At 67.3% G+C, this 23,913-nt stretch carries 21 protein-coding genes, 2 tRNA genes and 1 pseudogene; 9 read left to right on the forward strand and 15 right to left on the reverse strand.

The features are described from left to right. From SK854_RS18440 to pknB, 4 genes are read left to right on the forward strand one after another with little or no spacing between them, the layout of a single operon-like run. Positions 1–1,473 (forward strand): FtsW/RodA/SpoVE family cell cycle protein, encoded by a 1,473-nt coding sequence (locus tag SK854_RS18440; protein WP_319976334.1) that lies wholly within the window; start codon positions 1–3, stop codon positions 1,471–1,473. Continuing rightward, the gene (locus SK854_RS18445; protein ID WP_319976336.1) at positions 1,470–2,942 is read left to right on the forward strand and encodes a peptidoglycan D,D-transpeptidase FtsI family protein; all 1,473 of its coding nucleotides are present in this window, start codon (positions 1,470–1,472) and stop codon (positions 2,940–2,942) included. The genes SK854_RS18440 and SK854_RS18445 overlap by 4 nt, the downstream gene beginning before the upstream one ends. Continuing rightward, on the forward strand, positions 2,942–4,444 hold the full coding sequence (locus SK854_RS18450) for a serine/threonine-protein kinase (RefSeq protein ID WP_319976337.1): 1,503 nt from the start codon (positions 2,942–2,944) through the stop codon (positions 4,442–4,444). Before SK854_RS18445 ends, SK854_RS18450 begins: the two co-directional genes overlap by 1 nt. Before the next feature lie 55 nt (positions 4,445–4,499). Further along, entirely contained in the window at positions 4,500–6,503 is a 2,004-nt protein-coding gene (gene pknB, locus SK854_RS18455; RefSeq protein WP_319976338.1) for a Stk1 family PASTA domain-containing Ser/Thr kinase, read from the forward strand. Positions 6,504–6,555: 52 nt separating this feature from the next. On the opposite strand, the gene SK854_RS18460 is transcribed toward pknB, so the two are convergent. Continuing rightward, on the reverse strand, positions 6,556–7,197 hold the full coding sequence (locus tag SK854_RS18460) for an aminodeoxychorismate/anthranilate synthase component II (RefSeq protein ID WP_319976339.1): 642 nt from the start codon (positions 7,195–7,197) through the stop codon (positions 6,556–6,558). Between the two features lie 77 nt (positions 7,198–7,274). Here SK854_RS18460 and SK854_RS18465 point away from each other — a divergent pair, with 77 nt between their 5' ends. After that, on the forward strand, positions 7,275–8,618 hold the full coding sequence (locus SK854_RS18465) for an FAD-dependent oxidoreductase (protein ID WP_319976340.1): 1,344 nt from the start codon (positions 7,275–7,277) through the stop codon (positions 8,616–8,618). A 532-nt stretch (positions 8,619–9,150) separates the two neighbouring features. On the opposite strand, the gene SK854_RS18470 is transcribed toward SK854_RS18465, so the two are convergent. Both SK854_RS18470 and SK854_RS18475 read right to left on the reverse strand, forming a co-directional pair. Next, on the reverse strand, positions 9,151–9,306 hold the full coding sequence (locus SK854_RS18470; RefSeq protein WP_093595057.1) for a hypothetical protein: 156 nt from the start codon (positions 9,304–9,306) through the stop codon (positions 9,151–9,153). Beyond that, positions 9,306–10,259, reverse strand: a complete 954-nt coding sequence (locus SK854_RS18475) for a class E sortase (protein ID WP_319976341.1) — start codon at positions 10,257–10,259, stop codon at positions 9,306–9,308. The genes SK854_RS18470 and SK854_RS18475 overlap by 1 nt, the downstream gene beginning before the upstream one ends. Positions 10,260–10,711: 452 nt before the next feature. Here SK854_RS18475 and crgA point away from each other — a divergent pair, with 452 nt between their 5' ends. Next, positions 10,712–10,978 (forward strand): cell division protein CrgA, encoded by a 267-nt coding sequence (gene crgA, locus SK854_RS18480; RefSeq protein ID WP_030465604.1) that lies wholly within the window; start codon positions 10,712–10,714, stop codon positions 10,976–10,978. Between the two features lie 234 nt (positions 10,979–11,212). Next, positions 11,213–11,608 (forward strand): PH domain-containing protein, encoded by a 396-nt coding sequence (locus tag SK854_RS18485; RefSeq protein WP_319976342.1) that lies wholly within the window; start codon positions 11,213–11,215, stop codon positions 11,606–11,608. A gap of 7 nt (positions 11,609–11,615) precedes the next feature. Here the strand turns inward: SK854_RS18485 and SK854_RS18490 are convergent, their stop codons facing one another. Together SK854_RS18490 and SK854_RS18495 are read right to left on the reverse strand one after the other, a co-directional pair. After that, positions 11,616–12,533: a rhomboid family intramembrane serine protease gene (locus SK854_RS18490; RefSeq protein WP_319976343.1), complete on the reverse strand. Its 918-nt coding sequence runs from the start codon at positions 12,531–12,533 to the stop codon at positions 11,616–11,618. Continuing rightward, on the reverse strand, positions 12,530–13,078 hold the full coding sequence (locus SK854_RS18495; protein WP_319976344.1) for a peptidylprolyl isomerase: 549 nt from the start codon (positions 13,076–13,078) through the stop codon (positions 12,530–12,532). Before SK854_RS18495 ends, SK854_RS18490 begins: the two co-directional genes overlap by 4 nt. A 95-nt stretch (positions 13,079–13,173) precedes the next feature. Here SK854_RS18495 and SK854_RS18500 point away from each other — a divergent pair, with 95 nt between their 5' ends. Then, the gene (locus SK854_RS18500) at positions 13,174–13,743 is read left to right on the forward strand and encodes a hypothetical protein (RefSeq protein WP_319976345.1); all 570 of its coding nucleotides are present in this window, start codon (positions 13,174–13,176) and stop codon (positions 13,741–13,743) included. 6 nt (positions 13,744–13,749) lie between these two features. On the opposite strand, the gene SK854_RS18505 is transcribed toward SK854_RS18500, so the two are convergent. Beyond that, positions 13,750–14,283 carry a DUF2020 domain-containing protein gene (locus tag SK854_RS18505; RefSeq protein WP_319976346.1) on the reverse strand — a complete coding sequence of 178 codons (534 nt, stop codon included), beginning with the start codon at positions 14,281–14,283 and terminating at the stop codon, positions 13,750–13,752. 110 nt (positions 14,284–14,393) lie between these two features. On the opposite strand from SK854_RS18505, the gene SK854_RS18510 reads away from it, so the two are divergent. Then, positions 14,394–14,786, forward strand: a complete 393-nt coding sequence (locus SK854_RS18510) for a DoxX family protein (protein WP_319976347.1) — start codon at positions 14,394–14,396, stop codon at positions 14,784–14,786. Positions 14,787–14,852: 66 nt separating this feature from the next. Here the strand turns inward: SK854_RS18510 and SK854_RS18515 are convergent. The 9 genes and pseudogenes from SK854_RS18515 to gnd all read right to left on the reverse strand — a co-directional run bounded on the left by SK854_RS18515 (position 14,853) and on the right by gnd (position 23,905). Beyond that, positions 14,853–14,925, reverse strand: a tRNA-Ala gene (locus tag SK854_RS18515). Positions 14,926–14,959: 34 nt separating this feature from the next. Then, positions 14,960–15,079, reverse strand: a pseudogene (locus SK854_RS18520) (DLW-39 family protein); the annotation flags it as partial. 135 nt (positions 15,080–15,214) lie between these two features. After that, a tRNA-Ile gene (locus SK854_RS18525) sits at positions 15,215–15,288 on the reverse strand. 74 nt (positions 15,289–15,362) lie between these two features. Next, complete coding sequence (locus SK854_RS48240; RefSeq protein WP_455032265.1) at positions 15,363–16,250, reverse strand: DUF3566 domain-containing protein; 888 nt, start codon at positions 16,248–16,250, stop codon at positions 15,363–15,365. Positions 16,251–16,437: 187 nt separating this feature from the next. Further along, on the reverse strand, positions 16,438–18,981 hold the full coding sequence (gene gyrA, locus SK854_RS18535; protein ID WP_319976348.1) for a DNA gyrase subunit A: 2,544 nt from the start codon (positions 18,979–18,981) through the stop codon (positions 16,438–16,440). Positions 18,982–19,030: 49 nt separating this feature from the next. Further along, a complete protein-coding gene (gene gyrB, locus SK854_RS18540; protein WP_319976349.1) occupies positions 19,031–21,001 on the reverse strand; it encodes a DNA topoisomerase (ATP-hydrolyzing) subunit B in 1,971 nt (656 codons plus the stop codon). 227 nt (positions 21,002–21,228) lie between these two features. Further along, complete coding sequence (locus SK854_RS18545; RefSeq protein WP_319976350.1) at positions 21,229–21,762, reverse strand: DUF721 domain-containing protein; 534 nt, start codon at positions 21,760–21,762, stop codon at positions 21,229–21,231. Positions 21,763–21,880: 118 nt separating this feature from the next. Next, entirely contained in the window at positions 21,881–22,987 is a 1,107-nt protein-coding gene (gene recF, locus SK854_RS18550; protein ID WP_319976351.1) for a DNA replication/repair protein RecF, read from the reverse strand. Between the two features lie 3 nt (positions 22,988–22,990). Next, positions 22,991–23,905: a phosphogluconate dehydrogenase (NAD(+)-dependent, decarboxylating) gene (gnd, locus tag SK854_RS18555; RefSeq protein ID WP_319976352.1), complete on the reverse strand. Its 915-nt coding sequence runs from the start codon at positions 23,903–23,905 to the stop codon at positions 22,991–22,993. Between the last annotated feature and the right edge of the window lie 8 nt (positions 23,906–23,913).

The following is a 23,913-nucleotide window of genomic DNA, read 5'->3' on the forward strand; positions in this document are numbered from 1 at the left end:
ATGGGCTCGCCCGTCCCCTCCGGGGAAGGTTCACCAGGTGCGTCGGCGGCGACCAACACGTCGCCAGGCCTGAAGGCGCCGACGCGACGCGGCACCGAACTGGTGATGCTGTCGTTCGCCGCCGGTCTCGTGACGCTCGCTCTCATCCTGGTCGAACTGAACCAGGAGCGCTCGCTGAGTCTGAGGATCCTCTACCTCGGTCTCGCGTACCTCGGACTCTTCGCTTGTGCCCACCTCGCCGTGCGCAGGTGGGCGCCGTACGCCGACCCGGCGATCCTGCCGTGCGTCGCGCTGCTCAACGGGCTCGGCCTGGTGGTCATCCACCGGATCGACCTGGCCCTGGAAGGCACCGTCTTCCCGGACGGCTCGACGTGGGACCCGGTGGCCTTCAAGCAGGTCATCTGGACCGGCATCGGGTTGTTGCTGTTCGCGGCCACGTTGAAGTTCCTGCCTGACCACCGGATGCTCGCGCGGTTCGGCTACACGTTCGGCCTCGTCGGACTGGTCGCGCTGCTGCTTCCCGGTGTGCTGCCCGGTTTCATCGCGCCGACGATCAACGGCGCGAAGATCTGGCTGCGTCTCGGTCCGTTGTCCATCCAGCCAGGTGAGTTCGCCAAGATCCTGCTGATGGTCTTCTTCGCCGCGTTCCTCGTGTCGAAGCGGGACCTCTTCACCGTGGCGGGCCGCCGGTTCCTCGGCATGGACCTGCCCCGTGCCCGTGACCTGGGCCCGCTGTTCGCGGCGTGGGGCGTCACGGTCGCGGTCATGGTGCTGCAGAAGGACCTCGGCTCGTCGCTGCTGTTCTTCGGCATCGTGCTCGTGCTGCTCTACATCGCCACCGAACGCGCGGCCTGGGTCGTGCTCGGACTCGGCATGTTCTCCGGCGGCGCGGTCATCGCGTGGAAGCTCTTCGCCCACGTGCAGCAGCGCGTCGCGAACTGGCAGGACCCGATCGCGCGCTACGACGTGGTCGGCGGCGGTTACCAGATCTCGCAGTCGCTGTTCGCTCTCGCGACCGGCGGCATCGGCGGCGCGGGCCTCGGCGCCGGCCGTCCGGAGATGATTCCTGAGGCCAACACCGACTTCATCACCGCCGTGATCGGCGAAGAACTCGGGTTCGTCGGCTTCGCGGCGCTGCTGCTGGTCTACATGGTCTTCGCGTTGCGCGGCCTGCGCGGCGCCATCGCCGTGCGCGACAGCTTCGGCAAGCTCCTGGGCGGCGGTCTCGCGTTCGCGGTCTGCTTCCAGGTGTTCATCGTCGTCGGCGGCATCACCAAGCTGATCCCGATGACGGGTATCACCGCGCCGTTCCTGTCCTACGGCGGTTCGTCCCTTCTCGCGAACTACATCCTGGTCGCGTTGCTACTGCGAATTTCCGCGGCGGCCAGGGCCCCGCAGCGGGTCGCGAAGCCGAAACCGCAACAACCGGCTATCGCTGACCAGCACACTGTGATGGTGGAGCGTCCCAAATGAACACACCGCTCCGCCGCGTCGGCATGGCCATGATGGTGATGATCCTGCTTCTGCTGGGCAACGCCACGTGGGTGCAGGTGATCAACGCCGACGAGTGGCGCAAGAACGCCTACAACCGCCGGGTGCTGCTCGACGAGTACGCCCGCAAGCGCGGTCTGATCACGGTCGCCGACGGCACGGTGATCGCGGACGTCAAGGAGACGAGCGACCGTCTCCGGTTCCTGCGCACCTACAACAACGGCCCGGTGTACGCGCCGGCGACGGGGTACCTGTCGGTCACCTACGGCACCTCCGGCATGGAGCGCGCCGAGAACGACCTGCTCAACGGCTCGGACGACAGGCTGTTCGCGCGCCGTGTCTCGGCGTTGATCACCGGTCGTGACCCGGTCGGCGGCAACGTGCAGCTCACCCTGAACGCCAAGGTGCAGCAGACCGCGTACGACCAACTGACGGCGAAGGGCTTCACCGGTTCGGTCGTCGCGATCAAGCCGGACACCGGCGAGATCCTCGCGATGGCGAGCACGCCGTCCTACGACCCGAACCTGCTCGCGAGCCACGACGCGAACGAGCAGGCGTCGGCGTGGAAGCAGCTCACCGCCAAGGACTCGAACGACCCGCTGATCAACCGCGCGACGCAGGCCCTCTACCCGGCAGGCTCGACGCTGAAGGTCGTCGTCGCGGCGGCCGCGCTCGCCGACGGCAAGAACAAGGACACGCAGTACACCGCCAAGGGATCGATCACGCTGCCGGGCAGCCAGACGCCGCTGCCGAACTTCAACGGCACCCCGTGCGGCCCTGGCGAGACGGTGCCGATGGAGACCGCGCTCGCCAAGTCGTGCAACACGGCGTTCGGTGAGATGGCGGGCCAGCTCGGCGCGAACAAGCTGCGCAGGCAGGCGGAGAAGTTCGGCTTCAACGACCCGGACCTCGCGGTGCCGCTGGTCGTCGAGACCTCGACGCTCGGCCCGATCCCCGACGACGCCGCGCTCTACCAGACCGGCATCGGCCAGCGCGACGTGCTGATCACGCCGCTGGAGAACGCGGTGGTGGCGGCGACGATCGCGAACAACGGCAAGCGCATGCAGCCGTACCTGGTGTCGAAGATCCTCGGCCCGGACCTGAAGTCGATCGAAGACACCAAGCCGGACCAGGTCGACACCGCGATGACCACGGCCAACGCCAACGCCCTGCGCGACATGATGATCCAGTCCGAGGTCAACACCGGTGGCGAGGGCCGTCTGCAGAACGTGCAGGTGGCGTCGAAGACCGGTACCGCCGAGCAGGGCAACGACGCGTTGAAGAACAACCCCCACGCCTGGTACATCGCGTTCGCGCCGGCGCAGAAGCCGGAGATCGCGATCGCGGTCATCGTGGAGGACGGTGGCGACCGCGGTCTGGGCGCCACCGGCGGCAAGGTCGCGGCCCCGATCGGGCGCGCCGTGATGAACGCGTACCTGGCAGGCCGCTGATGCTGACCAAGGGCCAGCTCCTCGCCGACCGCTACCGCCTGAGCAGGCGGATCGCGGTCGGTGGCATGGGCGAGGTCTGGGAAGCCGCGGACGACCGGCTCGACCGCCGCGTCGCGGTGAAGGTGCTCAAGGCGGAGCTCTCCGGAGACCCCGAGTTCCTGCACCGGTTCCGCGTCGAGGCGCGGATGACCGCGTCGCTCAACCACCCCGGCATCGCGTCGGTGCACGACTACGGCGAGACCGCGTCCGTCACCGACGGACCGGAGGACACGGCGTACCTGGTGATGGAACTCGTCGAGGGCGAACCGCTCGCGACGATCATCTCCCGCGGTCGGCTGACCGCCGAGGTGACTCTCGACCTGCTGGAGCAGACCGGGAACGCGTTGCAGGCGGCCCACGAACGCGGGCTCGTGCACCGCGACGTGAAGCCCGGCAACATCATGGTCACGCCGTCGGGGAAGGTGAAGATCACCGACTTCGGCATCGCGAAGGCCGTGGACGCGGCACCCGTGACGCGGTCCGGCATGGTGATGGGCACCGCGCACTACATCGCTCCCGAGCAGGCACTTGGTGGCGAGGCCGAACCGGCGAGCGACGTTTACTCGTTGGCAGTGTGTGGCTACGAGTGCCTGGCCGGTCACCGGCCGTTTCTGTCGGACAACGCGGTGACGGTCGCGATGATGCACATCCGCGACATCGCACCGCCGTTGCCGCCGGACGTTCCGCCTGGTGCGCGGGCGTTGATCGAGGCGACGCTGGTGAAGGACCCCCGGCAGCGCTACCGGACGGGTGGCGAGTTCGCCGCGGCCGTCAGCGCGGTGCGGGTGGGCCAGCCGCTTCCGACGCCGTCCGGGTTCACGATGCCTCCGGTGATCCCGCAGCAGGTGCAGGCACCACCGCCTCCGCCGCCGCAGGCGTCACAGCCGCTGCCGATTCCACCGCAGATGGCGCACCACCAGGGAGGGCCGGGACGTCCCGGAACCCATCCGACCATGCAACCGGCGCACCAGACGGGCATGCAACAGGTGCATCAGACCGGAATGCAGCCGGTGCACCAAACCGGAACGTTCACTCCCATGCCGACGCCACCGGGGAGAAACCGGACCGCCGTCTGGGTTATGGTCGCTCTTCTGGTGGCAGTGCTGCTGATCCTTGGCGTGTTCCTCCTGTGGAAGTACACCGTCAAGCCGAACGACAGCACCGGGCAAGGTGGCCGGCCGACGACGTCCAGCACGGCGAACTCGAACGCCCCGGCGAACGGTCAGCCCGACTCCGCAGACCGGATTCCGGGCAGTTCACCGAAGCGGATCGACGAGGACGACTACATCGGCCGTTCCGGCGACGAGGTCAGCATCGCGCTGATCGACCAAGGCATGGAACCCAAGGTGCAGAGCGCGCAGGGCACGCCACCGGGCGACTTGAAGAAGTGCCGGGTCACCGCCATCGCGCCCACAGGCGATGTGCCGGTCGGCTCGCAGGTGAAGGTGACGTGCGCGCCATGAGCAACACAAGAACCGAGTTCGGAATACCGTCGACGAGGAGCGGGACGAAGCACCGATGAGCACTCCGCGACTGCTCTCAAACCGCTACGAACTGGGTGAGACTCTCGGGTACGGCGGCATGTCCGAGGTCCACAAGGGGCGGGACGTCCGCCTCGGCAGAGACGTGGCGATCAAGGTGCTGCGAGCCGACCTCGCCCGTGACGCCCAGTTCCAGGAAAGGTTCAAGCGCGAGGCCCAGAACTCGGCCGCCCTGAACCACCCGGCGATCGTCGCGGTGTACGACACCGGCGAGACGCAGACCGAGTACGGCCCGCTGCCGTACATCGTGATGGAGTTCGTCGACGGTCGGACGCTGCGCGACATCGTGAAGACGCAGGGCCCGCTGTCGGGCAAGCGCGCCATGGAGGTCATGGCCGACGTCTCGGCCGCGCTCGACTTCAGCCACCGGCACGGCATCGTCCACCGCGACGTGAAGCCGGCCAACGTGATGATCACCAAGTCCGGCGCCGTGAAGGTGATGGACTTCGGCATCGCCCGTGCGCTGCACGACGGCCAGGCCGCGGTCACCCAGACCGCCGCGGTGATCGGCACCGCCCAGTACCTGTCGCCGGAGCAGGCGCGCGGTGAGTCCGTCGACGGCCGTTCCGACGTCTACGCGGCCGGTTGCGTGCTGTTCGAACTGCTGACCGGCGAGCCCCCGTTCACCGGTGACTCTCCTGTCGCGGTCGCGTACCAGCACGTGCGGGAGGACCCGAAGGCGCCGTCGCAGCTCAACCCCAAGGTCTCGCCGCAGCTCGACGCGATCGTGCTGAAGGCGATGTCGAAGGGCCCGGCGAACCGCTACCAGTCGGCCGCCGAGATGCGCGCCGACCTGGTACGCGTGCTGTCGGGTCAGCGCCCGTCCGCGCCGGCCGTGATGACGGCCGAGGACCGCACCGCCGTGATGAACGAGCAGGCGGCGGCGCGTTCACCGCGCACGCAGGTCGTGTCCGGCGGAAGGCACCGCCCGGCGGCGTTGAAGTCGGAACCGGACGACGACTACGACCCGATCGCCGACGAGGAAGAAGAGCGTCGCGCGAAGCGCAAGAAGGCCATCATGGTCACGTTGGTGGTGATCCTGTGCGTGGCCGTGCTCGGCCTCGCCGCGTGGATCACCGCGAACGTCATGAACACCGGCAACGATGCGACGGAGAAGGTCCCCGTCCCGTCGATCGTGGGCCTGAGCCCCGTGGAAGCCTCGGAGAAGATCACGAAGGCCGGCCTCGTGCCGGCCCAGGAGACCGTGGCCTGCGAGCCCGGTCCGAACGGCGCCGCGGCGAAGTGCACGGCCGACCAGATCAACAAGGTCATCGGCACGAACCCGCCAGAGGGCACCCAGGTGGCGAAGGGCGGGCAGGTCACCATCTCCGTCGGCGCGCCCCCCGGTGAGGGCGTCGCGCCCGACCTGAAGGGCAAGACCCCGCAGGAGGCCCAGGCGATCCTGGACAAGGATCCCAACGGCTTCAAGCTGCAGCAGAGCGACCAGACCACCGAGGTCGACGACACGGCCAAGGTCGGCAAGGTCGCTTCGCAGAACCCCGACGTCGGCGTGAAGCTGAAGAAGGGTGGCACGATCACCATCCAGCTCGGCAGGGCGCCGGAGAAGCAGAACGTGCCGAACGTCGTCGGTGACGACCAGGCCGACGCGCGCCAGACGCTGGAGGGTTCGGGCTTCAAGGTCGTCATCGAGCCGGTCGACAGCGCCAAGCCCGAGGGTCAGGTCCTCTCGCAGAACCCGGCGCCGAACAGCAAGGCCGCCAAGGACACGGCGGTGACGCTGAAGGTCTCGAAGGGCAACCAGATCGAGATGCCCGACCTGACCGGCCTGAACGAGAACGAGGCCTCGAACAAGCTGAAGTCGCTGGGCTGGAACGGAAACCTCAACGTCCAGGAACAGCAGGTCGGCACCCCGGATCAGAACAAGAAGGTCCAGTCGCAGAACCCGGCCAGGGGTTCCGCGATCACCAAGGGGTCGACGGTGACGATCAACGTCGGCAAGTTCGGGATCATCTCGTCGTAGCGCTCAAGCACTTTCGGGGCGGCTTCCCTTCGGGGAGCCGCCCCCTTTTTGCTTACAGGCGGGCAGCTGCGGCGAGCGTGCGCATGCCGTTCTCGAGCTGCGCGACCGTGGCTTCCGGAACCTCGAAGCCGCAGACCTTGAGCCAGTTGGCGAGCATCCGGTGGCCGCCGTCGGTCAGCACCGACTCGGGGTGGAACTGCACGCCCTCGACCGGGAGTTCCTTGTGGCGCATGGCCATCACGATGCCGGTCTCGGTCTTGCCGGTGACCTCGAACTCCGCGGGGATCGTCTCCGGCAGCACCGTCAGCGAGTGGTAGCGGGTCGCGATGAACGGCTGCGGCACCCCGCCGAGAACACCCTTGCCCTCGTGGAAAACGATGCTCGTCTTGCCGTGCAACAACTCTGGCGCGCGGTCGACCGTGCCGCCCCACACCACGCCGATCGCCTGATGGCCGAGGCACACGCCGAAGACGGGCTTGCCGATGTCGGCGCACTTCTTGATGACGTCGATGCTGGCGCCCGCGCGCTCCGGCGTACCGGGCCCAGGACTGACGAGCACACCGTCGACCTCGTCGATCTCGTCGAGGTCCACCTCGTCGTTGCGCCGCACCACGCACTCGGCACCCAGCTGAGCCAGGTACTGGACGAGGTTGTAGACGAAGCTGTCGTAGTTGTCGACCACGAGCACGCGCATGAAGAGAGCCTAGTCGGTCGCGTCGAGTGAGTTAGCTCTCGTCCGCGTTGAGGTTAGGCTATCCTAAAATAGGTGTCATGAGTCGCCCCATGCGCGTCGCGGTCGTCGGCGCCGGACCGGCCGGCGTGTACGCCGCCGACATCCTGACCAAGTCCGACGTCGACGCGCAGATCGACCTGTTCGAAAAGCTGCCCGCGCCCTACGGCCTCGTCCGCTACGGCGTGGCGCCGGACCACCCCCGCATCAAGGGCATCGTGGGCGCGCTGCAGAAGGTGCTGGACCGTCCGTCGGTCCGCTTCTTCGGCAACGTCGAGTACGGCGTCGACATCAAGCTCGACGACCTGCGCCAGTTCTACGACGCCGTCATCTTCTCGACCGGCGCCTCCGCCGACCGCGCGATGGACATCCCGGGAATCGACCTGCCGGGCAGCTACGGCGCCGCGGACTTCGTGTCCTGGTACGACGGCCACCCCGACGTCCCGCGCACCTGGCCGCTGACGGCCACCTCGGTAGCGGTGCTCGGCGTCGGCAACGTAGCCCTGGACGTGGCCCGCATCCTGGCCAAGACCGCCGACGAGCTGCTCGTGACGGAAATCCCCGCGAACGTCTACGAGGGCCTTGCCACCTCCCCCGTCACCGACGTGCACGTCTTCGGCCGCCGAGGCCCGGCCCAGGCCAAGTTCACGCCGCTGGAACTGCGCGAGCTCGACCACTCCCCGAACGTCGAGGTGATCGTCCACGCGGAGGGAATCGAGTTCGACGAGGCCTCGATGCACGCGATCAGGACCAACAAGCAGGTCGAGATGATCGTGAAGACCCTCCAGGAGTGGGCGATTCGCGACGTCGGCACCCGCCCCCGCCGCCTGCACCTGCACTTCCTCGAAGCACCGGTCGAAGTGCTCGGCACGTCCTGCGTCACGGGCCTGCGCACCGAAACCCAGGAACTGACCGGCGACGGCAACGTCCGAGGCACCGGCGTCTTCACCGACTGGGACGTCCAAGCCGTGTACCGCGCGGTCGGCTACCTCTCGACGCACCTCGCCGACATCCCGTTCGACCACGTCTCGGGCACGATCCCCCACCAGTCCGGCCGCGTGCTGGACCTCGACGAAGTCCCGATCCCCGGCGTCTACACGACCGGCTGGATCAAGCGCGGCCCGATCGGCCTCATCGGCCACACCAAGGGCGACGCCCTGGAGACCATCACCAGCCTCCTCGAAGACGCCCCCGAGCTGCCCCTCGCCTCCTCGCCCGAACCCACCGCGATCGTCGAGTTCCTCGAACAGCGCGGCGTGCCGTTCGTGACCAACGAGGGCTGGAGCCGGCTCGACGCGCACGAGATGGCCCTGGGCGCGGCGCACGGCCGTGAGCGCGTGAAGGTCGTGTCGCGCGAGGAGATGACCTCGGTCTCGAACGGCTGAGAGCTTGAACGGCTGAGACGCCGTTCCCCGATGAAGCCGCCATCGCGTTGTGGGCGCGATGGCGGTTTCACTTACTCGGTCGCGCTCGCCCGAACTCTCGGCGCGTGATCCCAGGGTCTGCGCAACCGCTTGCTGCGCCTCAACACCGACTCGGCTACACCGACAACTCGCATACGCCGAACCGAGGCCGAGTCGGACGTCTGCTTTGTCTGCGACCTGCTGCCTTCCAGCGTCGAGCTCTGCCTGCCAAGCTGCTCGCCGGCCCGACAGAAGAAGCAAGAGCCATCAAGCCTGTGCCCGCTGCCCCCGCGCGCCTTCCTTTTGCGCAACGACGGCGGCCGGATTTCGGTTCCCAGGGCGTCCGGAATCCTGTGGACAACTCCCCCGCCGACGAGTCCACGCTAGCTTCCCAACGAGCTGAACTGCGCAAACAGCCGGTCTAACCCCATGATCACCGCTATACATCACCCGGTCAGGTGACTAGGATCAGTCGATCACCAGGCAAGCGTCAGGCGACCGTCGGCTCCGACGCTCACTCGGTGGTGACGTTGTTGAACGGCAGCTTCGGTTCCGCCCACGGGAACACCACGAACATCAGCAGCGCGACGATGCCGACGACCAGCACGACGGCCTCGATGACCCGCAGGAACAGCGGGCCCGGCAGGTGCCGCCAGATCCAGCCGTACATCAGCCCTCCGTCATCTCGGGCGGCACGAAGCCGTCGGCCACCGGGTAGCTCTTGGTCTCGATGGCGTGCACGATCAGTCGCTGCTTGTCGGAGAAGCGCGGGTGGCAGGTCGTGAGCGTGAGCAGGCGGGCCTGTTTGTCGGCCGGGACCGCGGCACCTACCTGGTGCGGGATCGGGGCGATGACCTCGCCCTGGGTCGGGACGACGATCTCCTGGCCCACGGTCTTGGAGTAGGCGTCGCCCAGCGTCGTGGAGAGCGGTGCCACGCCGGTGCAGGCGGCTTCCTTCGCCTTCGGGTTCGTGGCCCAGCCGGCCACCTCGCTGCTCATCGGCAGTACGCGGTAGACGAACCACTGGGTCTGGGTCTGCACGACGACCGCGTTGCAGGATTCGAGCAGGTCCAGGTCGTTGAACGGCGCGCCCTTGCCGACGCGGTGGCCGGCGATGGAGAAATTGCCGGCCTCGCCGGGCTGGGCGGTGTCCTTGTAGTGGCCCGGGCCGATTTCGAGGTGCTTGTCGGTGGTGCCCTCGACCACGGAGAACTTCCAGTCGTTGCCGAAGACCGGGATGTACATCTTCGCGAAGGCCTTGCCCTCGATGAGGTTGAGCTTCGACTGGCGGTTCGGGTCGGCGGGCGGGGGTGTGACTACGTTCGAGTTCCATTCGGAGTCGAGCGCGGCGGTCGCGTCCTGCTGCTTCTCCGCGGAGAGCAGGTCGGTCACGTAGACCTCGTAGACGACGAACAGCAGGACGATCAGGCCCATCGTGATGAGGGCTTCGCCGACACCACGCACCGTTTTGCGCGCCATGCTGTCCGGCGGGAACTCGTCCTTGGCCGCGGGCTCGTCGTCGTAGTACTCGTCATCGTCGTAGTCGTCGTAGTCGTCGTAATCGTCCTCGACGCGCGGGATCACCTCGGTGGGCGGATCGACCGGGCGGGGACGCGGCGGCATCGGGCGGGGAGGCATTCCCCGCGGTGGCGTTCCAGGCGGTGCGGGCGGCGTTCCGGGCGGCGGACCGGGACGGCCGGGCACCGGGATTCCGCGCACGGGAGTGCCCGGCGGCGGAGTCCACGGAGGCGGCCCCTGGCGGTGCTGCGTCTGGCCGTTCGGAGGCAGGCTTCCGGAGAAAGCGCTGGTGAACTGGGTTGCTTCCGGCGGAGGCAGCGGGCGGGGAGCTGGGGTGGCCCGCGAGTGCTGAAGGTCATCACGACGGGGTGCAGGACGCCGTGGTGGCGGCTGCTGCGGTCCCGAGTTCACCTGAGAACCTCCGCGCGCACTGTGAACTGAAAACAACTGCGTCTACAAGGATGGTTCGCTGACCACCGCCGCTACGTTAACGTGTCTACTGAGTAGTGCACGTAAACTCGCGTCACTCACGGATATCCACGTCAGGCGAGGACAGCATGCCCAAGTCGAAGGTCCGGAAGAAGGCGGTCTACACCGCACCCACTGACCGCCGCACGCCGGTCAAGGTCAAGGCAGCGGGGCCGTCTCACCCGGTCTACGTCGTTGTCATGCTCGGCTTCATGCTGCTGGGCCTCGCGTGGCTGGTCGTCAACTACATCGCCGCCGAGAAGATCCCGTTCATGCTCGAGCTGGGCGCGTGGAACTTCGCGATCGGCTTCGCGCTGATGATCATCGGCCTGCTGATGACGATGCGCTGGCGCTAGGCGCTCAGCAGCTCACTGTTCGTACAGGTCGGCCCGGACGTCACACGTCCGGGCCGACCTTTGTTCGCGGCACGTTCACCGGGTTCATCCGAGCGTCACCGAAGCACACAGCTGTAAGTCATCCCCATTGGGGACAAGTCCTGTGGACAACTTTGCACCAAAATGCACAAGCGACGGTTTTCCCTCATGCGGACCCGTTCAGTTGTCCACATTTCATGCGGGACACTCGACAGTGTGACTCGTACCTGGTCCACTCCCGCCCCGCTGGTCGCCGTCGCGTGGGTGGTCGCCCTCGCCCTTGCCGTCGCGGCGCTGACCGTCGACGACAACGCGGGCCGTCTCCTCATCGGGCTGGCAACGCTGCTGGTCACCTACCTCGCGGCGTTCGCGACGATCGCACGGCCGAGGCTCACCGCGGACGTCGACGGTCTGGCCGTGCGCGGGTTCGCGAGCACGACGCGGCTGCCGTGGCACGAGGTGAAGGTCAAGCTGCAGACCACCCGCCGGCTCGGCAGGGAACAGCAGACGTTGGAACTCGACGCCGACGACCGTCTCGTGGTGCTCACGAGAGTGGACCTCGGCGCCGATCCCGAAGAAGTCGCCGGAGTGCTCCACGCACTGCGGCCGTGAATCGGTTCTAGCGGCACGTCCTGGCGTACTCCAGGACGAGTTCGGCCGCCGTGTCGAGTTCGGCGGCACGCAACGCGAACATCCCGCCGAGCAACAGCAGCGCCACCGAGACCGCACCGATCTGGTACAGGTTGCGGTTCTTCTGCGGCGCTTTGACCATCGCGAGCGTCAGCAGGCCGCCGATGACGAACCCGCCGAGGTGCCCGAGCAGCGAGGCGTTGGTGAAGAGGTTCGACACCAGGTTGATGCCGACGATCACGACGATCGTCGAGATGTCCCGCTTCTGCCGCTTGAACACGATCAGCAAGGCGCCCATCAGGCCGAACACCGCGCCGGACGCGCCGGCGAGCTGCTGGCAGACGGTGCCGAAGTAGAACGCCGCCGCACTGCCGCCGAGCAGCGACAGGAAGTACACGGCGCTGTACCGCAGCTTGCCCAGCTCCTGCTCGACGACAGGCCCCACCACGAAGAGCGCGGCCATGTTGAGAGCGAGGTGGATCAGGCCGAAGTGCATGAAGCCCGAGGTGAGGATGCGCCACCACTCACCGTTGGCGGTGAGCTCCGGGATCATCGACGTCGCCGTGAACAGCCCTGCGCGCTGGTTGTTCATCGGGCTGCCGGACTGGAAGACCGTGACGACGTACGCCAGCACGTTGAGCGCGATCATCACCTGCGTGATGATCGGCCGGCCGGTCGAGACCACCGCACCCGCGGACGTGCGGGCTTGGCGGACCGTGCGGGCGCCTTCGTTCACACAGTCGACGCACTGCATGCCGACTGAGGCGTCGCGCAGACATTCCGGGCACGCCGGACGGTCGCACCTGGTGCAGCGCAGCCGGGTGGGCCGATCGGAATGACGTGCGCAGACCGGGGTCTCCGGCTGCGCTCCGATCGGCCCGTCCGGTGGCACGGGGGCGTTGCTCACGCGCGTTCGATCGTGATCCGCTCGATCTTGATGTCGTTGACCGGACGGTCGCCCGCGCCGGTCGTGGTGTTGCCGATCGCGTCGACGACGTCGCGCGACTCCTGGTCCGCGACCTCACCGAAGATCGTGTGCTTGAAGTTCAGCCACGTCGTCGGCGCCACGGTCACGAAGAACTGCGAGCCGTTGGTGTTGGGCCCGGCGTTCGCCATCGCGAGCAGGTAGGGCTTGTTGAACTGGAGTTCGGGGTGGAACTCGTCGCCGAAGCGGTAGCCGGGGCCACCGCGGCCGGTGCCGGTCGGGTCGCCGGTCTGGAGCATGAAGCCCGCGATGACGCGGTGGAACAGGGTGCCGTCGTAGAACGGGCCCGACTTCGTGCCACTCGCGTTCGCCTCGGTGTAGGTCTTCGTGCCCTCGGCGAGAGTCACGAAGTTCGCCACCGTCTTGGGGGCGTGGTCGGGGAACAGGTTGATGCGGATGTCGCCCTGCGTGGTGTGCAGAGTTGCCGTCACCTTGGTCCCGACGAAGGATTCGTTGCTGTCAGCCACCACCCCATCGTGCCATCCACGGGCGGAGATGTTCAGAAAGGGGCACGATGGGTACCCCTGTGACAATCACCGGACGACAACGTGTGGAGCAGAGGATGGACGAGGTGGACGTCATGACCCGTGCCGGCGAGAACGTTGGCAAGGCTGTCGGCACCGGTCTGAAGGCCGCGCGTCAGGGTGTCGTTCGCGCTGGTCACACCGCTGAAGCCAAGCTCGCTGAGCGTGGCATCACGGCCGACCAGGTTCGCGGCGCACTCGTCGAGCGGGCTGACACGCTCATGGGCAAGGCCGAGGACTGGGAGAAGCAGACGCGTCGCTCTCGCAAGCGCCTCGCGAAGAAGAGCGCGAAGACGCGCTCCGACCTCATGGGCAAGGCTGAGGTCGTGCGCAAGGAAGTGAAGAAGGCGGCGAAGAGCGCGCGCAAGGACGCGAAGGTGCGTGCGAAGGAGATCCGCAAGGCCGCGGCCCAGCTCGGTGCGGACGCGCCGAAGCGTCGGCGCTGGCCGTGGGTGCTGGGCCTCCTGGTCGCGGCTGCGGCGGCGGGCTACGTCGCGATGACGCGCCGGCCGCAGGAGGTCCACCTGCAGGACGACGAGGAGCAGGCCCCGCACGCGGAGCCCGTCCTCAACGGGCAGGTGCCCTCGCAGAAGGAGCCGGTCAAGTAGTTCGAATCAGAGCTTGAGGCCCTTGATCGCCTCTTCGGCGATGCGGCGGGCCTTGATGGACTGCTTCTGATTGCTCGTGACGACCACAGCGGCGTCGCTCTTCGCTACGGCGTAGACGACGCCGCTGTCGTTGTTCACGTACCCTCCGGTCCAGCCGGTGGGCGAGTTCGCGGGCTGTGAACCGTCCGGCGCCGCCTCGTTCACGATGAGCTTCGCAACTTTTTCGTCACCCACGTAGACGCGCACCGTCAACTGAATCTCCGTTGCGTTCGCGTAAAAGAAACACGCTGGGTGAGGCTCGTCCGTTGACAGTTTCACTCTGGGTACAAGCTGTCCGTTGGCCTGCGCGACGAAACTGATCGCCAGGTACGGGCAGGTGCCTTCATTCGCGGGCTTGGGCGCGGGCGGCACCGTCGCAGCCGCGCTGGTCGTGGCGGGGGCCTGCTGGTTCTGGGGCGCGGGCACCGGCTTGCTGGGGACGACATCGGGGCCACATGCGGCGAGCAGGCCGAGCAGGGGCAGCAACAGTGCTCGTTTCATAGGGGCAACAGTCAACCAGATACCAAAAGCGCCTCTAGCGGGACACTCTAAATTGGTCCATACCTTTTGTGCCTCTGCCCCTGTACCCCCTGCCTTGGAAGGACTCGATCATGGAGTTCCTGGAGCAACGACGAGAGCACGCTCTGGCTCTCTTCCGCATCGTCATCGGTCTGCTCTTCGTGTTCCACGGGGTTCAGAAGCTGTCCAAGGGAGTCGATCTGCTCTCGTGGCCGTCCGGCCCCGTGGCCCTCATCGAGCTGATCGGCGGCGGTCTCATCATCATCGGACTGTGGACGCGCTGGGCCGCGTTGCTCAGTTCCGGCGCCATGGCCTATGCCTACTTCGTGGTGCACCAGCCGAAGGCCCTGCTGCCAATCGAGAACGGCGGCGAGCTCGCGGCGATCTACTCGTGGGCGTTCCTGTTGCTGGCGTTCACAGGTGCCGGCGCCTGGAGCATCGACACGCTGCGCAAGTCGCCGAAGAAGTCACTCACCGCGGCGTGACGTGATGCGCGGAATGCACTGATGCCCCGTTCGCAGCGGCGCGAACGGGGCATCAGTGAAAGCGTATGGAGACGAGGGGAATCGAACCCCTAACCCCCGCCTTGCAAAGGCGGTGCTCTGCCAATTGAGCTACGTCCCCGGAGACCCGGGGCGGCAAGCCGCCCGCAAGATCAGTCGGTGGGAGCGGTGGCCTCGCGCCACAGGTCCGCGTCGGCCTTCGCCGAACGGCTGCGCTTAACGAAGAACAGGACCGCACCGGCGACCACGACGAGTGCGATGATCTTCTTAGCCACTCTGAACCCCTCCAAAGACAGTTATGCCCCGACTACCGGACCAGCCTACAGGCTTCTTGGGTCTTCGGCCGGGGCTCCGGAACTCAACGTCCGGACAGAATCGAGATAGTGATTCGAGAGAAGTTTCGAATCGAGTGGGCCTAGGAGGACTTGAACCTCCGACCTCTTCATTATCAGTGAAGCGCTCTAACCGCCTGAGCTATAGGCCCTCGATCAAACTGTCACCCCTCGGGGCGACGAGGAGAACCTTACAGGATCGTCCTCGCCGCTCCCAAATCGGGGGTCACTCACGCTCGGAGAGCGTCAACTCCAAGCCACCGGCCAGATCCGCGGACACGTTGTAGACGAACGCGCCCACGGTCGCGAGGGCCGTGAACAGCACGATGTTGACCGCGCCGATGATCGCCGAGACGCCGAACACGCGACCAGCGCTGATCAGCGGTTCGCCCGGCTCGTTGGCCTGGAGCAGGTCGTTCGCGGTGCTGTTGATCTTGTCCCAGACGCCCATGCCGTGCAGGACGCCGTAGAGCACGCCGACTGCCACGAGCCAGACGAAGAACAACGCGACGCCGAGCACCAGGGCCAGCTTGAGCACCGACCACGGGTCGACGCGCTTCACCTGGAGCGAGGCGCGGCGCGGGCCGCGGCCGGGGCGGCGGGCCGACGGGGTGGACGCCGCGGGGCGGGCGCTGTTGCCCATGTTCACCGACGTGCGGCTGCTGCCCAGGCCCACCGGCACGGCCGAGCCCGTGACCACGGGCTTCTGCACCTTGACGGTGTCCGGGTCGTTGACCGGGAAGGCCGGAGACGGTGCTGCGGCCGACGGAGTGGGCGGCGCGGACGGAGCCACGTACGTCTCCGTCGCGTCGTGCTGGGAGGCCTCCGTGTCGTTCGTCACTCGCTGCCAGGGCGGCGGTGTCGAGACGACGACCGGCTCGTCGGCGGCGGGCGCGGGCGGAGCCGCGGGTGCCGCGGTGCCGAGCGAGACCGTCTTCTCCTCTGCCGGAGCAGCCGGTGCGGCCGGAGTGGGAGCAGGTGCCGGGGCCGGAGCCGCAGCGGCCGGGGCGGGAGCCGGAGCAGGAGTCGCGGCCGGTGCGGCCGGCTTCTCCTGAGCCTTCTCCTTGGCGGGTGCGGCGGGGGCGGCGGCCTCGGCCGCCTTCTCCGCCGACACCGGCTTGGTCTTGTCCTGCGCGTTTCCACCCGAGGAACCGGAGGCCGCCGAAGCGGTCGAGTCCGCCTTCTCCGCAGATTTCTGGGGAGTCGGTTTGGTGATCACCGCGGTCTTGTCCGCGTCCCGACCTTCGCGGTTCTCGGGTGGAGTCACGAGCTTGTCCTTGACCTCTCGCTAGCGATTCCGACTACTCAGCCGAGTCGGTGGGGGTGGCTGCCAGGTCGGCGGCAGAATCCTCCGCAGCAGACGCTTCACTGATAGTGACGTCGCTGGGCTCATCCGCGTTGCGTGCGACGGCGATCAAAGTGGTGCTCTCGCCGAGGTTCATCAGCCGCACGCCCTTCGTCTGCCGTCCAGCCTTGCGCACCTGCTCGGCTCGGGTCCGGATGACCCCGCCCGTCGAGGTGATGGCGTAGAGCTCGTCGTCGACGTCGACGATGAGCGCGCCCACCAGCCTGCCACGTCGGCGGTCGTGCTGAATGGTCAGCACACCCTTGCCGCCACGGCCCTGGACCGGGTAGTCCTCGATCGGCGTTCGCTTCGAGTACCCACCGTCCGTCGCGACCAAAACGAACAGGCCCTCCTGGACGACGCCGACGGAGAGCAGCTCGTCATCGGCGTTGAACCGCATGCCCTGCACACCTGACGTGGCGCGACCCATGGGGCGCAGCACGTCGTCGGTCGCGTGGAAGCGGATCGACTGGCCGTCGGCGGAGACCATGAGCAGGTCGTCGTCGGCCGAGCAGAGCACCGCTCCGACCAGCTCGTCGTCCTCGCGCAGGTTGATGCCGATAAGTCCACCCGATCGGTTGGAATCGAAGTCGGAGAGCTTCGACTTCTTCACCAGACCCTTGCGAGTGGCGAGCACCAGGTACGGCGACACGAGGTAGTTCGGGATCTGGATGACCTGCGCGATCTCCTCCTCCGGCTGGAACGCGAGGAGGTTCGCGACGTGCTGGCCGCGGGCGTTGCGGTTCGCCTCAGGCAGTTCGTACGCCTTCGTGCGGTACACACGGCCCTTGTTCGTGAAGAACAGGATCCAGTCGTGCGTCGAGCACACGAAGAAGTGCGCGACGATGTCGTCCTGTTTGAGCTGCGCGCCCTGAACGCCCTTGCCGCCGCGCTTCTGCGCCCGGTAGAGGTCGGTCTTGGTGCGCTTCGCGTAGCCGGTGCGCGTGATCGTGACGACCACGTCCTCGACCGCGATCAGGTCTTCCATGGACACGTCGCCGTCGAACGGGATGATCTCCGTGCGCCGGTCGTCGCCGTGCTTGTCCACGATGGCCATGAGCTCGTCGCGCACGATGGCGCGCTGCCGCTCCGGCTTCGCGAGGATGTCCTTGAGGTCCGCGATCTCGATCTCGATCTCGGCCAACTGGTCGATGATCTTCTGGCGCTCCAGGGCGGCCAGGCGGCGCAGCTGCATCTCCAGGATCGCGTTCGCCTGGATCTCGTCGACGGCGAGAAGTTCCATCAGGCCCGTGCGTGCGATGTCCGGCGTCTGCGACCGGCGGATCAGCGCGATGACCTCGTCGAGGTGGTCGAGCGCCTTGACCAGGCCGCGCAACACGTGCGCGCGCTCCTCGGCCTTGCGCAGGCGGAACCTGGTCCGCCGGACGATGACCTCGATCTGGTGCTTCACGTAGTGGCGGATCATCTGGTCGAGCCGCAGGGTGCGCGGCACGCCGTCGACGAGCGCCAGCATGTTCACGCCGAACGAGTACTGCAGCTGGGTGTGCTTGTAGAGGTTGTTCAGCACGACCTTCGCCACCGCGTCGCGCTTGAGCGTGACCACGATGCGCATGCCGCGGCGGCTGTTCGACTCGTCCGCGATGTTCGAGATGCCGGTGAGCTTCGCGTCGCGCACGAGCGCGGCGATGTTCTCGACGAGGTTGTCCGGGTTGACCTGGTACGGCAGCTCGGTGACGACCAGGATCGTGCGGCCCTTGGCGTCCTCGTCGACCTCGATGACCGCGCGCATCTTCACCGAGCCGCGACCGGTGCGGTACGCGTCCTGGATGCCCGAGTTGCCGAGGATCTGGCCGTGCGTCGGGAAGTCCGGGCCCTTGATCCGCTCCATCACGGCCTCGAGGGTCTCCTCGTCGGAGGCCTCCCAGTTGTCCAGTGCCCACACCACGCCCGACGCGACCTCGCGAAGGTTGTGCGGCGGGATGTTCGTCGCCATGCCGACCGCGATGCCCGAGCTGCCGTTGATCAGCAGGTTGGGGATGCGGGACGGCAGGACCGTCGGCTCCTGGATGCGGCCGTCGTAGTTGTCGCGGAAGTCGACGGTCTCTTCCTCGATGTCCGCGAGCATCTGCATGGCCAGCGGGGTGAGGCGGCATTCGGTGTAGCGCATCGCGGCGGCCGGGTCGTTGCCCGGTGAGCCGAAGTTGCCCTGCCCGTCGATCAACGGGTAGCGCATGGCCCACGGCTGGGCGAGCCGCACGAGCGCGTCGTAGATCGACGAGTCGCCGTGCGGGTGGTAGTTGCCCATCACGTCGCCGACGACACGAGCGCACTTGTTGTAGCCGCGGTCCGGCCGGAACCCCGAGTCGAACATCGAGTAGAGGACGCGGATGTGAACGGGCTTGAGTCCGTCACGCACGTCCGGCAGTGCTCGGCCGACGATGACGCTCATCGCGTACGCGATGTAGGAGTTCTGCATCTCCTGCTGGATGTCGACCGGCTCGGTGCGGTCGTGCTCCGGCGGAAGGGTCGTCTCAGTCACGGTTCTTCTTTCCTCTTCGCCAGCCGTGGATGTCTAGAAGGGACCGGACTCAGACGTCCAGGAACTTCACGTCCTTGGCATTACGCGTGATGAACGAGCGGCGCGCCTCGACGTCCTCACCCATGAGCACGCTGAACAGCTCGTCCGCGGTGGCGGCGTCGTCCATGGTGACCTGGAGGAGCACCCGGTTCGCGGGGTCCATCGTGGTCTCCCACAGCTCCGCGGCGTTCATCTCGCCGAGACCCTTGTAGCGCTGGATGTTGTCGTCCTTGCCGAGCTTCTTGCCGGCGGCGAGGCCTTCCTTGATCAGGCCGTCGCGCTCGCGGTCGGAGTACGCGTACTCCGGCTCGATCCGCTGCCACTTGATCTTGTAGAGCGGCGGCTGGGCGAGGTAGACGTGGCCGTGTTCGAGGAGCGGCTGCATGAAGCGGAACAGCAGAGTGAGCAGCAGCGTGCGGATGTGCTGACCGTCGACGTCGGCGTCCGCCATCAGGATGATCTTGTGATAGCGCAGCTTCGACAGGTCGAACTCGTCGTGGATGCTCGTGCCCAGAGCGGTGATCATGCTCTGGACCTCGTTGTTCTTCAGCACGCGGTCGATGCGCGCCTTCTCCACGTTGATGATCTTGCCGCGGATCGGCAGGATGGCCTGGTACATGGAGTCCCGGCCTTCCTTGGCCGAGCCGCCGGCGGAGTCACCCTCGACGACGTAGAGCTCGCACTCCTCCGGGTTGGTGGAGCGGCAGTCCTTCAGCTTGCCGGGCAGGCCGCCGATGTCGAGCGCGCCCTTGCGGCGGACCAGTTCACGGGCCTTGCGCGCGGCCATGCGGGCCTGCGCAGACGAGACCGCCTTGCTGACGATCGTCTTCGCCTCGTTGGGGTGCCGCTCGAACCAGTCGGCCAGGTGTTCGTTCGTCGACTTCTGCACGAACGACTTCGCCTCGCTGTTGCCCAGCTTGGTCTTCGTCTGGCCCTCGAACTGGGGCTCCTTCAACTTCACCGAGATGATCGCGGCGAGACCCTCGCGGATGTCGTCGCCGGTGAGGTTGGTGTCCTTCTCCTTGAGCAGCTTCTTCTCGCGCGCGTACTCGTTGACGACTCGCGTCAGCGCGGCGCGGAAGCCCTCCTCGTGCGTGCCGCCCTCGTGCGTGTTGATCGTGTTCGCGAACGTGTAGACCGAGGCCGTGTAGCCGGTGTTCCACTGCATCGCGACCTCGACCTCGAGGTCCTCGCCCTTCGCCTCGAACGCGATGACCTTCTGGTGCACCGCTTCGCGCGTGTGGTTGATGTGGCGGACGAAGTCCTCCAGACCACCCGGGTAGTGGTAGATGCGCTCCTTCACCGCGGCCTGGTGGCCCTCGGCGTCGGCTACCTCGTCCTCCTCCGAGATCCGCTCGTCACGCAGGACGATGGTGATCCCCTTGTTGAGGAACGCCATTTCCTGCAGGCGGCGCGCGATCGTCTCGACGTTGTACGTCGTGGTCTCGAAGATCTCCGGGTCGGCCCAGAACGTGGTCGTGGTGCCGGTCTCGTCGGTCGCCTCGCCCTGGCGCAGCTCGTGCGCGGGCTTGGAGGCCTCGTAGCGCTGGGTCCAGACGTGACCCTGGCGCCTGATCTCGAGGTCGACCGCGGTGGACAGCGCGTTCACCACGGAGATGCCGACGCCGTGCAGACCGCCGGACACCGCGTAGGAGTCGCTGTCGAACTTGCCGCCCGCGTGCAGCTTGGTCATGACGACCTCGACGGTCGGCACGTTCTCGACCGGGTGCATGTCGATCGGGATGCCACGACCGTCGTCGATCACCCGGACGCCGCCGTTGGCCAGCAGCGTGACGTCCACCTTCGTCGCATAGCCGGCCATCGCCTCGTCGACGGAGTTGTCCACAACCTCCTGGACCAGGTGGTGCAGACCGCGCTCGCCGGTCGAGCCGATGTACATGCCCGGCCTCTTGCGCACTGCCTCGAGGCCTTCGAGGACGGTGATCGAGGACGCGCCGTACTCATTCTTCTTAGCTGACACGGGCCTGGAGTCTCCTCGCTGATGCGGGCAGGACCCGCACGGTGATGGGTGACGCTTCTGTGATTCTACCGGTGCACCCCGACAGAACGGGGCCAAGGACACCTTTGATTCGGTCACAGAGCGCCTCAAGCGCCATCAGACGGGTCAGGACCGCTGAAACGGGGGTTCAAATCCGCAGGTGAACGCTCATTGAGCCGCAGAATCGCCGCTGAGCCCTTGACAGGACCTCACCCGTAGGTGTCACGCGGACCGCGCCCAGGCGCGTGCCTGGGGCCGTGTCGCCAGCTGGGAGCGTCCGGTCCCTTGATCTTGAGCCGTTTGACGACGCCGTTGCCGACACCCGCGGCGATCCGTTTGATCAGCTCGCGCTGCAGAAGGCGCAGCTGAGTGGCCCACGCCGTCGACGACGCCTGGACCGTCAGTTCCCCGTCACTGAGCGCGATCGGTTTCGCGTGCTCGGCGACTTCCTCTCCCACCAATTTTGCCCAACGACCGAAGACCTGGCCACCCTGGAGTTGCGCGACCCAGCCGCGGTCCGCCGCGATCCTGGACGCGATCCGCCCGAGCGGCTGGGGGTCGCGGTCGTCCGGCCCCGCACCCGACCAGCGACGTCGGCGACGGTCGGCCGGACGGCCCTTCGACTTGCTCCCCGGCACCCGTCCGCGGGCCTTCGCGCTCGCCTTTGCCGCCTCCAGGGCGGCCCTCGCGAGGTCGGATCCCTTCAGCGACTCACCCTCAGGTGTGAATGAACCTGTGGACAAGTCCGGATTTGTGACGGAGTTATCCACACCATCCACAGACTTGTCCCCAGATGTGTGGGCGGACACACCCGATCGAGCTACATGTGGGGGCTTTGAACCCCCTGAGTCAGTCTCCGAGTCAGACACGTCGCACCTCCCCGCCGTGGACCTCGAACCGGGCCCCGGTCAGCTCGTCCGGAACGTCCTCCGCCACCGCCGCGGTGATCAGCACCTGCTCGGCGGCGGCCGCCACCTTGGCCAGCTGCTGACGCCGGCCGCGGTCGAGTTCCGCGAAGACATCGTCCAGCACGAGCACCGGTTCGATGCCGTCGACACGCATCAGTTCGTACCCGCCGAGCCGCAGGGCGAGCGCGAAAGACCATGACTCTCCGTGACTGGCGTAGCCCTTCGCAGGGAGTTCACCGAGCGTCAGGTCGAGGTCGTCCCGGTGGGGACCGACGAGACACACGCCGCGTTCGATCTCCTGCCGCCGCACCCGGTCGAGCTCGGCCAGCAGCAGATCTTCGATGCTCTCCCTGTCCTCCGGGATCTCACCGACGCTCGACCGGTACGAGATGAGCGCCGGGCGTGACTCCGGAGCGACCTCCGCGTACGCCGAGGTCACGTGGTCCTTCATGTCGCGGACCAGTTTCAACCGCGCGGCCAGCAGCTCCGCGCCGTGCTTGGCGAGATGCCCGTCCCAGACGTCGAGCGTCGAGAGGTCCGCCGATCGGGAGTGCTTCACCGTCTTCAACAACGCGCTGCGCTGCTTGAGGACGCGGTCGTAGTCGCTGCGAACTCCGGCGTACCGGGGCGCGCGCAGCACCAGCATCTCGTCGAGGAACCGCCGCCGGTCGCTCGGATCGCCCCTCACAAGAGAGAGGTCCTCCGGTGCGAACAACACGGTCCGCAGAATCCCGAGCACGTCACGCGGGCGCGGCACCGGTCCCCTGTTGATCCGCGCCCGGTTCGACTTGCCGGCCGTGATCTCCAGTTCGACGAGCAGCTCGCGGTCCTCGTTGACCACGGCCGTGCGCACCACGGCGCGCTGGGCGCCGTGCCGGATCAGCGGTGCGTCGCTGGACACGCGGTGCGAACCCAGTGTCGCCACGTACCCGATCGCCTCGACCAGGTTCGTCTTGCCCTGGCCGTTGCGCCCGACGAGCACCGACGCGCCGGGCTCGAGCTCCAGGTCGGCGAGCTCCCAGGAACGGAAGTCGCTGACCTGGAGGTGTCTGACGTGCACTCGCTAGGCCTGGGTGCTGCCCGCGCCGGACGACGGACCGGCGAGGTGCACCGAGTGGCCGCCGAACTGGTTGCGCAGCGCGGCGACGGCACGCATCGCCGGCGAGTCCTCCTGGCGTGACTGGAACCGCGCGAAGAGCGCGGCGGAGATCACCGGGAGCGGCACCGCGTTGTTGATGCCCTCCTCGACGGTCCACCGGCCCTCGCCCGAGTCCTCGACGTAACCGCGCAGGTCGTCGAGTTCGGGGTCGGACTCCAACGCGCGCACGAGCAGATCGAGAAGCCACGACCGCACAACGGTTCCGCGCTGCCACGCCGTGATGACCGCGGGCACGTTGTCGACGACATCGGTCTTGTCGAGCAGTTCGAAGCCTTCGGCGTACGCCTGCATCAGGCCGTACTCGATGCCGTTGTGCACCATCTTCGAGTAGTGGCCGGCGCCGACCTTGCCCGCGTGCGCGAAACCTTCTTCGCGCGGACCCTCCGGACGCAGCGCGTCGAAGATCGGCTGGGCCTGCTCGACGTGCTTTGCGTCGCCGCCGACCATCAGCGCGTAGCCGTTGTCGAGGCCCCACACACCACCGGACACGCCGCAGTCGAGGTAGCCGATCTCCTTCTCCGCCAGCAGGTCCGCGTGGATCCGGTCGTCGGTGAACTTGGAGTTGCCGCCGTCGACGACGAGGTCGCCGGGCGCCAGCAGCTCGGAAAGCTCCTTCACCGTGTCACGGGTGATCTCGCCGGCGGGCACCATGACCCACACGACGCGCGGCGCTTCGAGCTTGGACACCATGTCCGCCAACGACTCCGAGTCGCTGACCTCCGGGTTGCGGTCGTAGCCGATCACCTCGTGACCGGCCCGGCGCACCCGCTCGCGCATGTTGAAACCCATCTTGCCGAGGCCGACGAGTCCGAGCTGCACGGTGTTCT

The sequence above is a fragment of the Lentzea sokolovensis genome, from assembly GCF_033949975.1.
GTDB lineage: Bacteria > Actinomycetota > Actinomycetes > Mycobacteriales > Pseudonocardiaceae > Lentzea > Lentzea sokolovensis.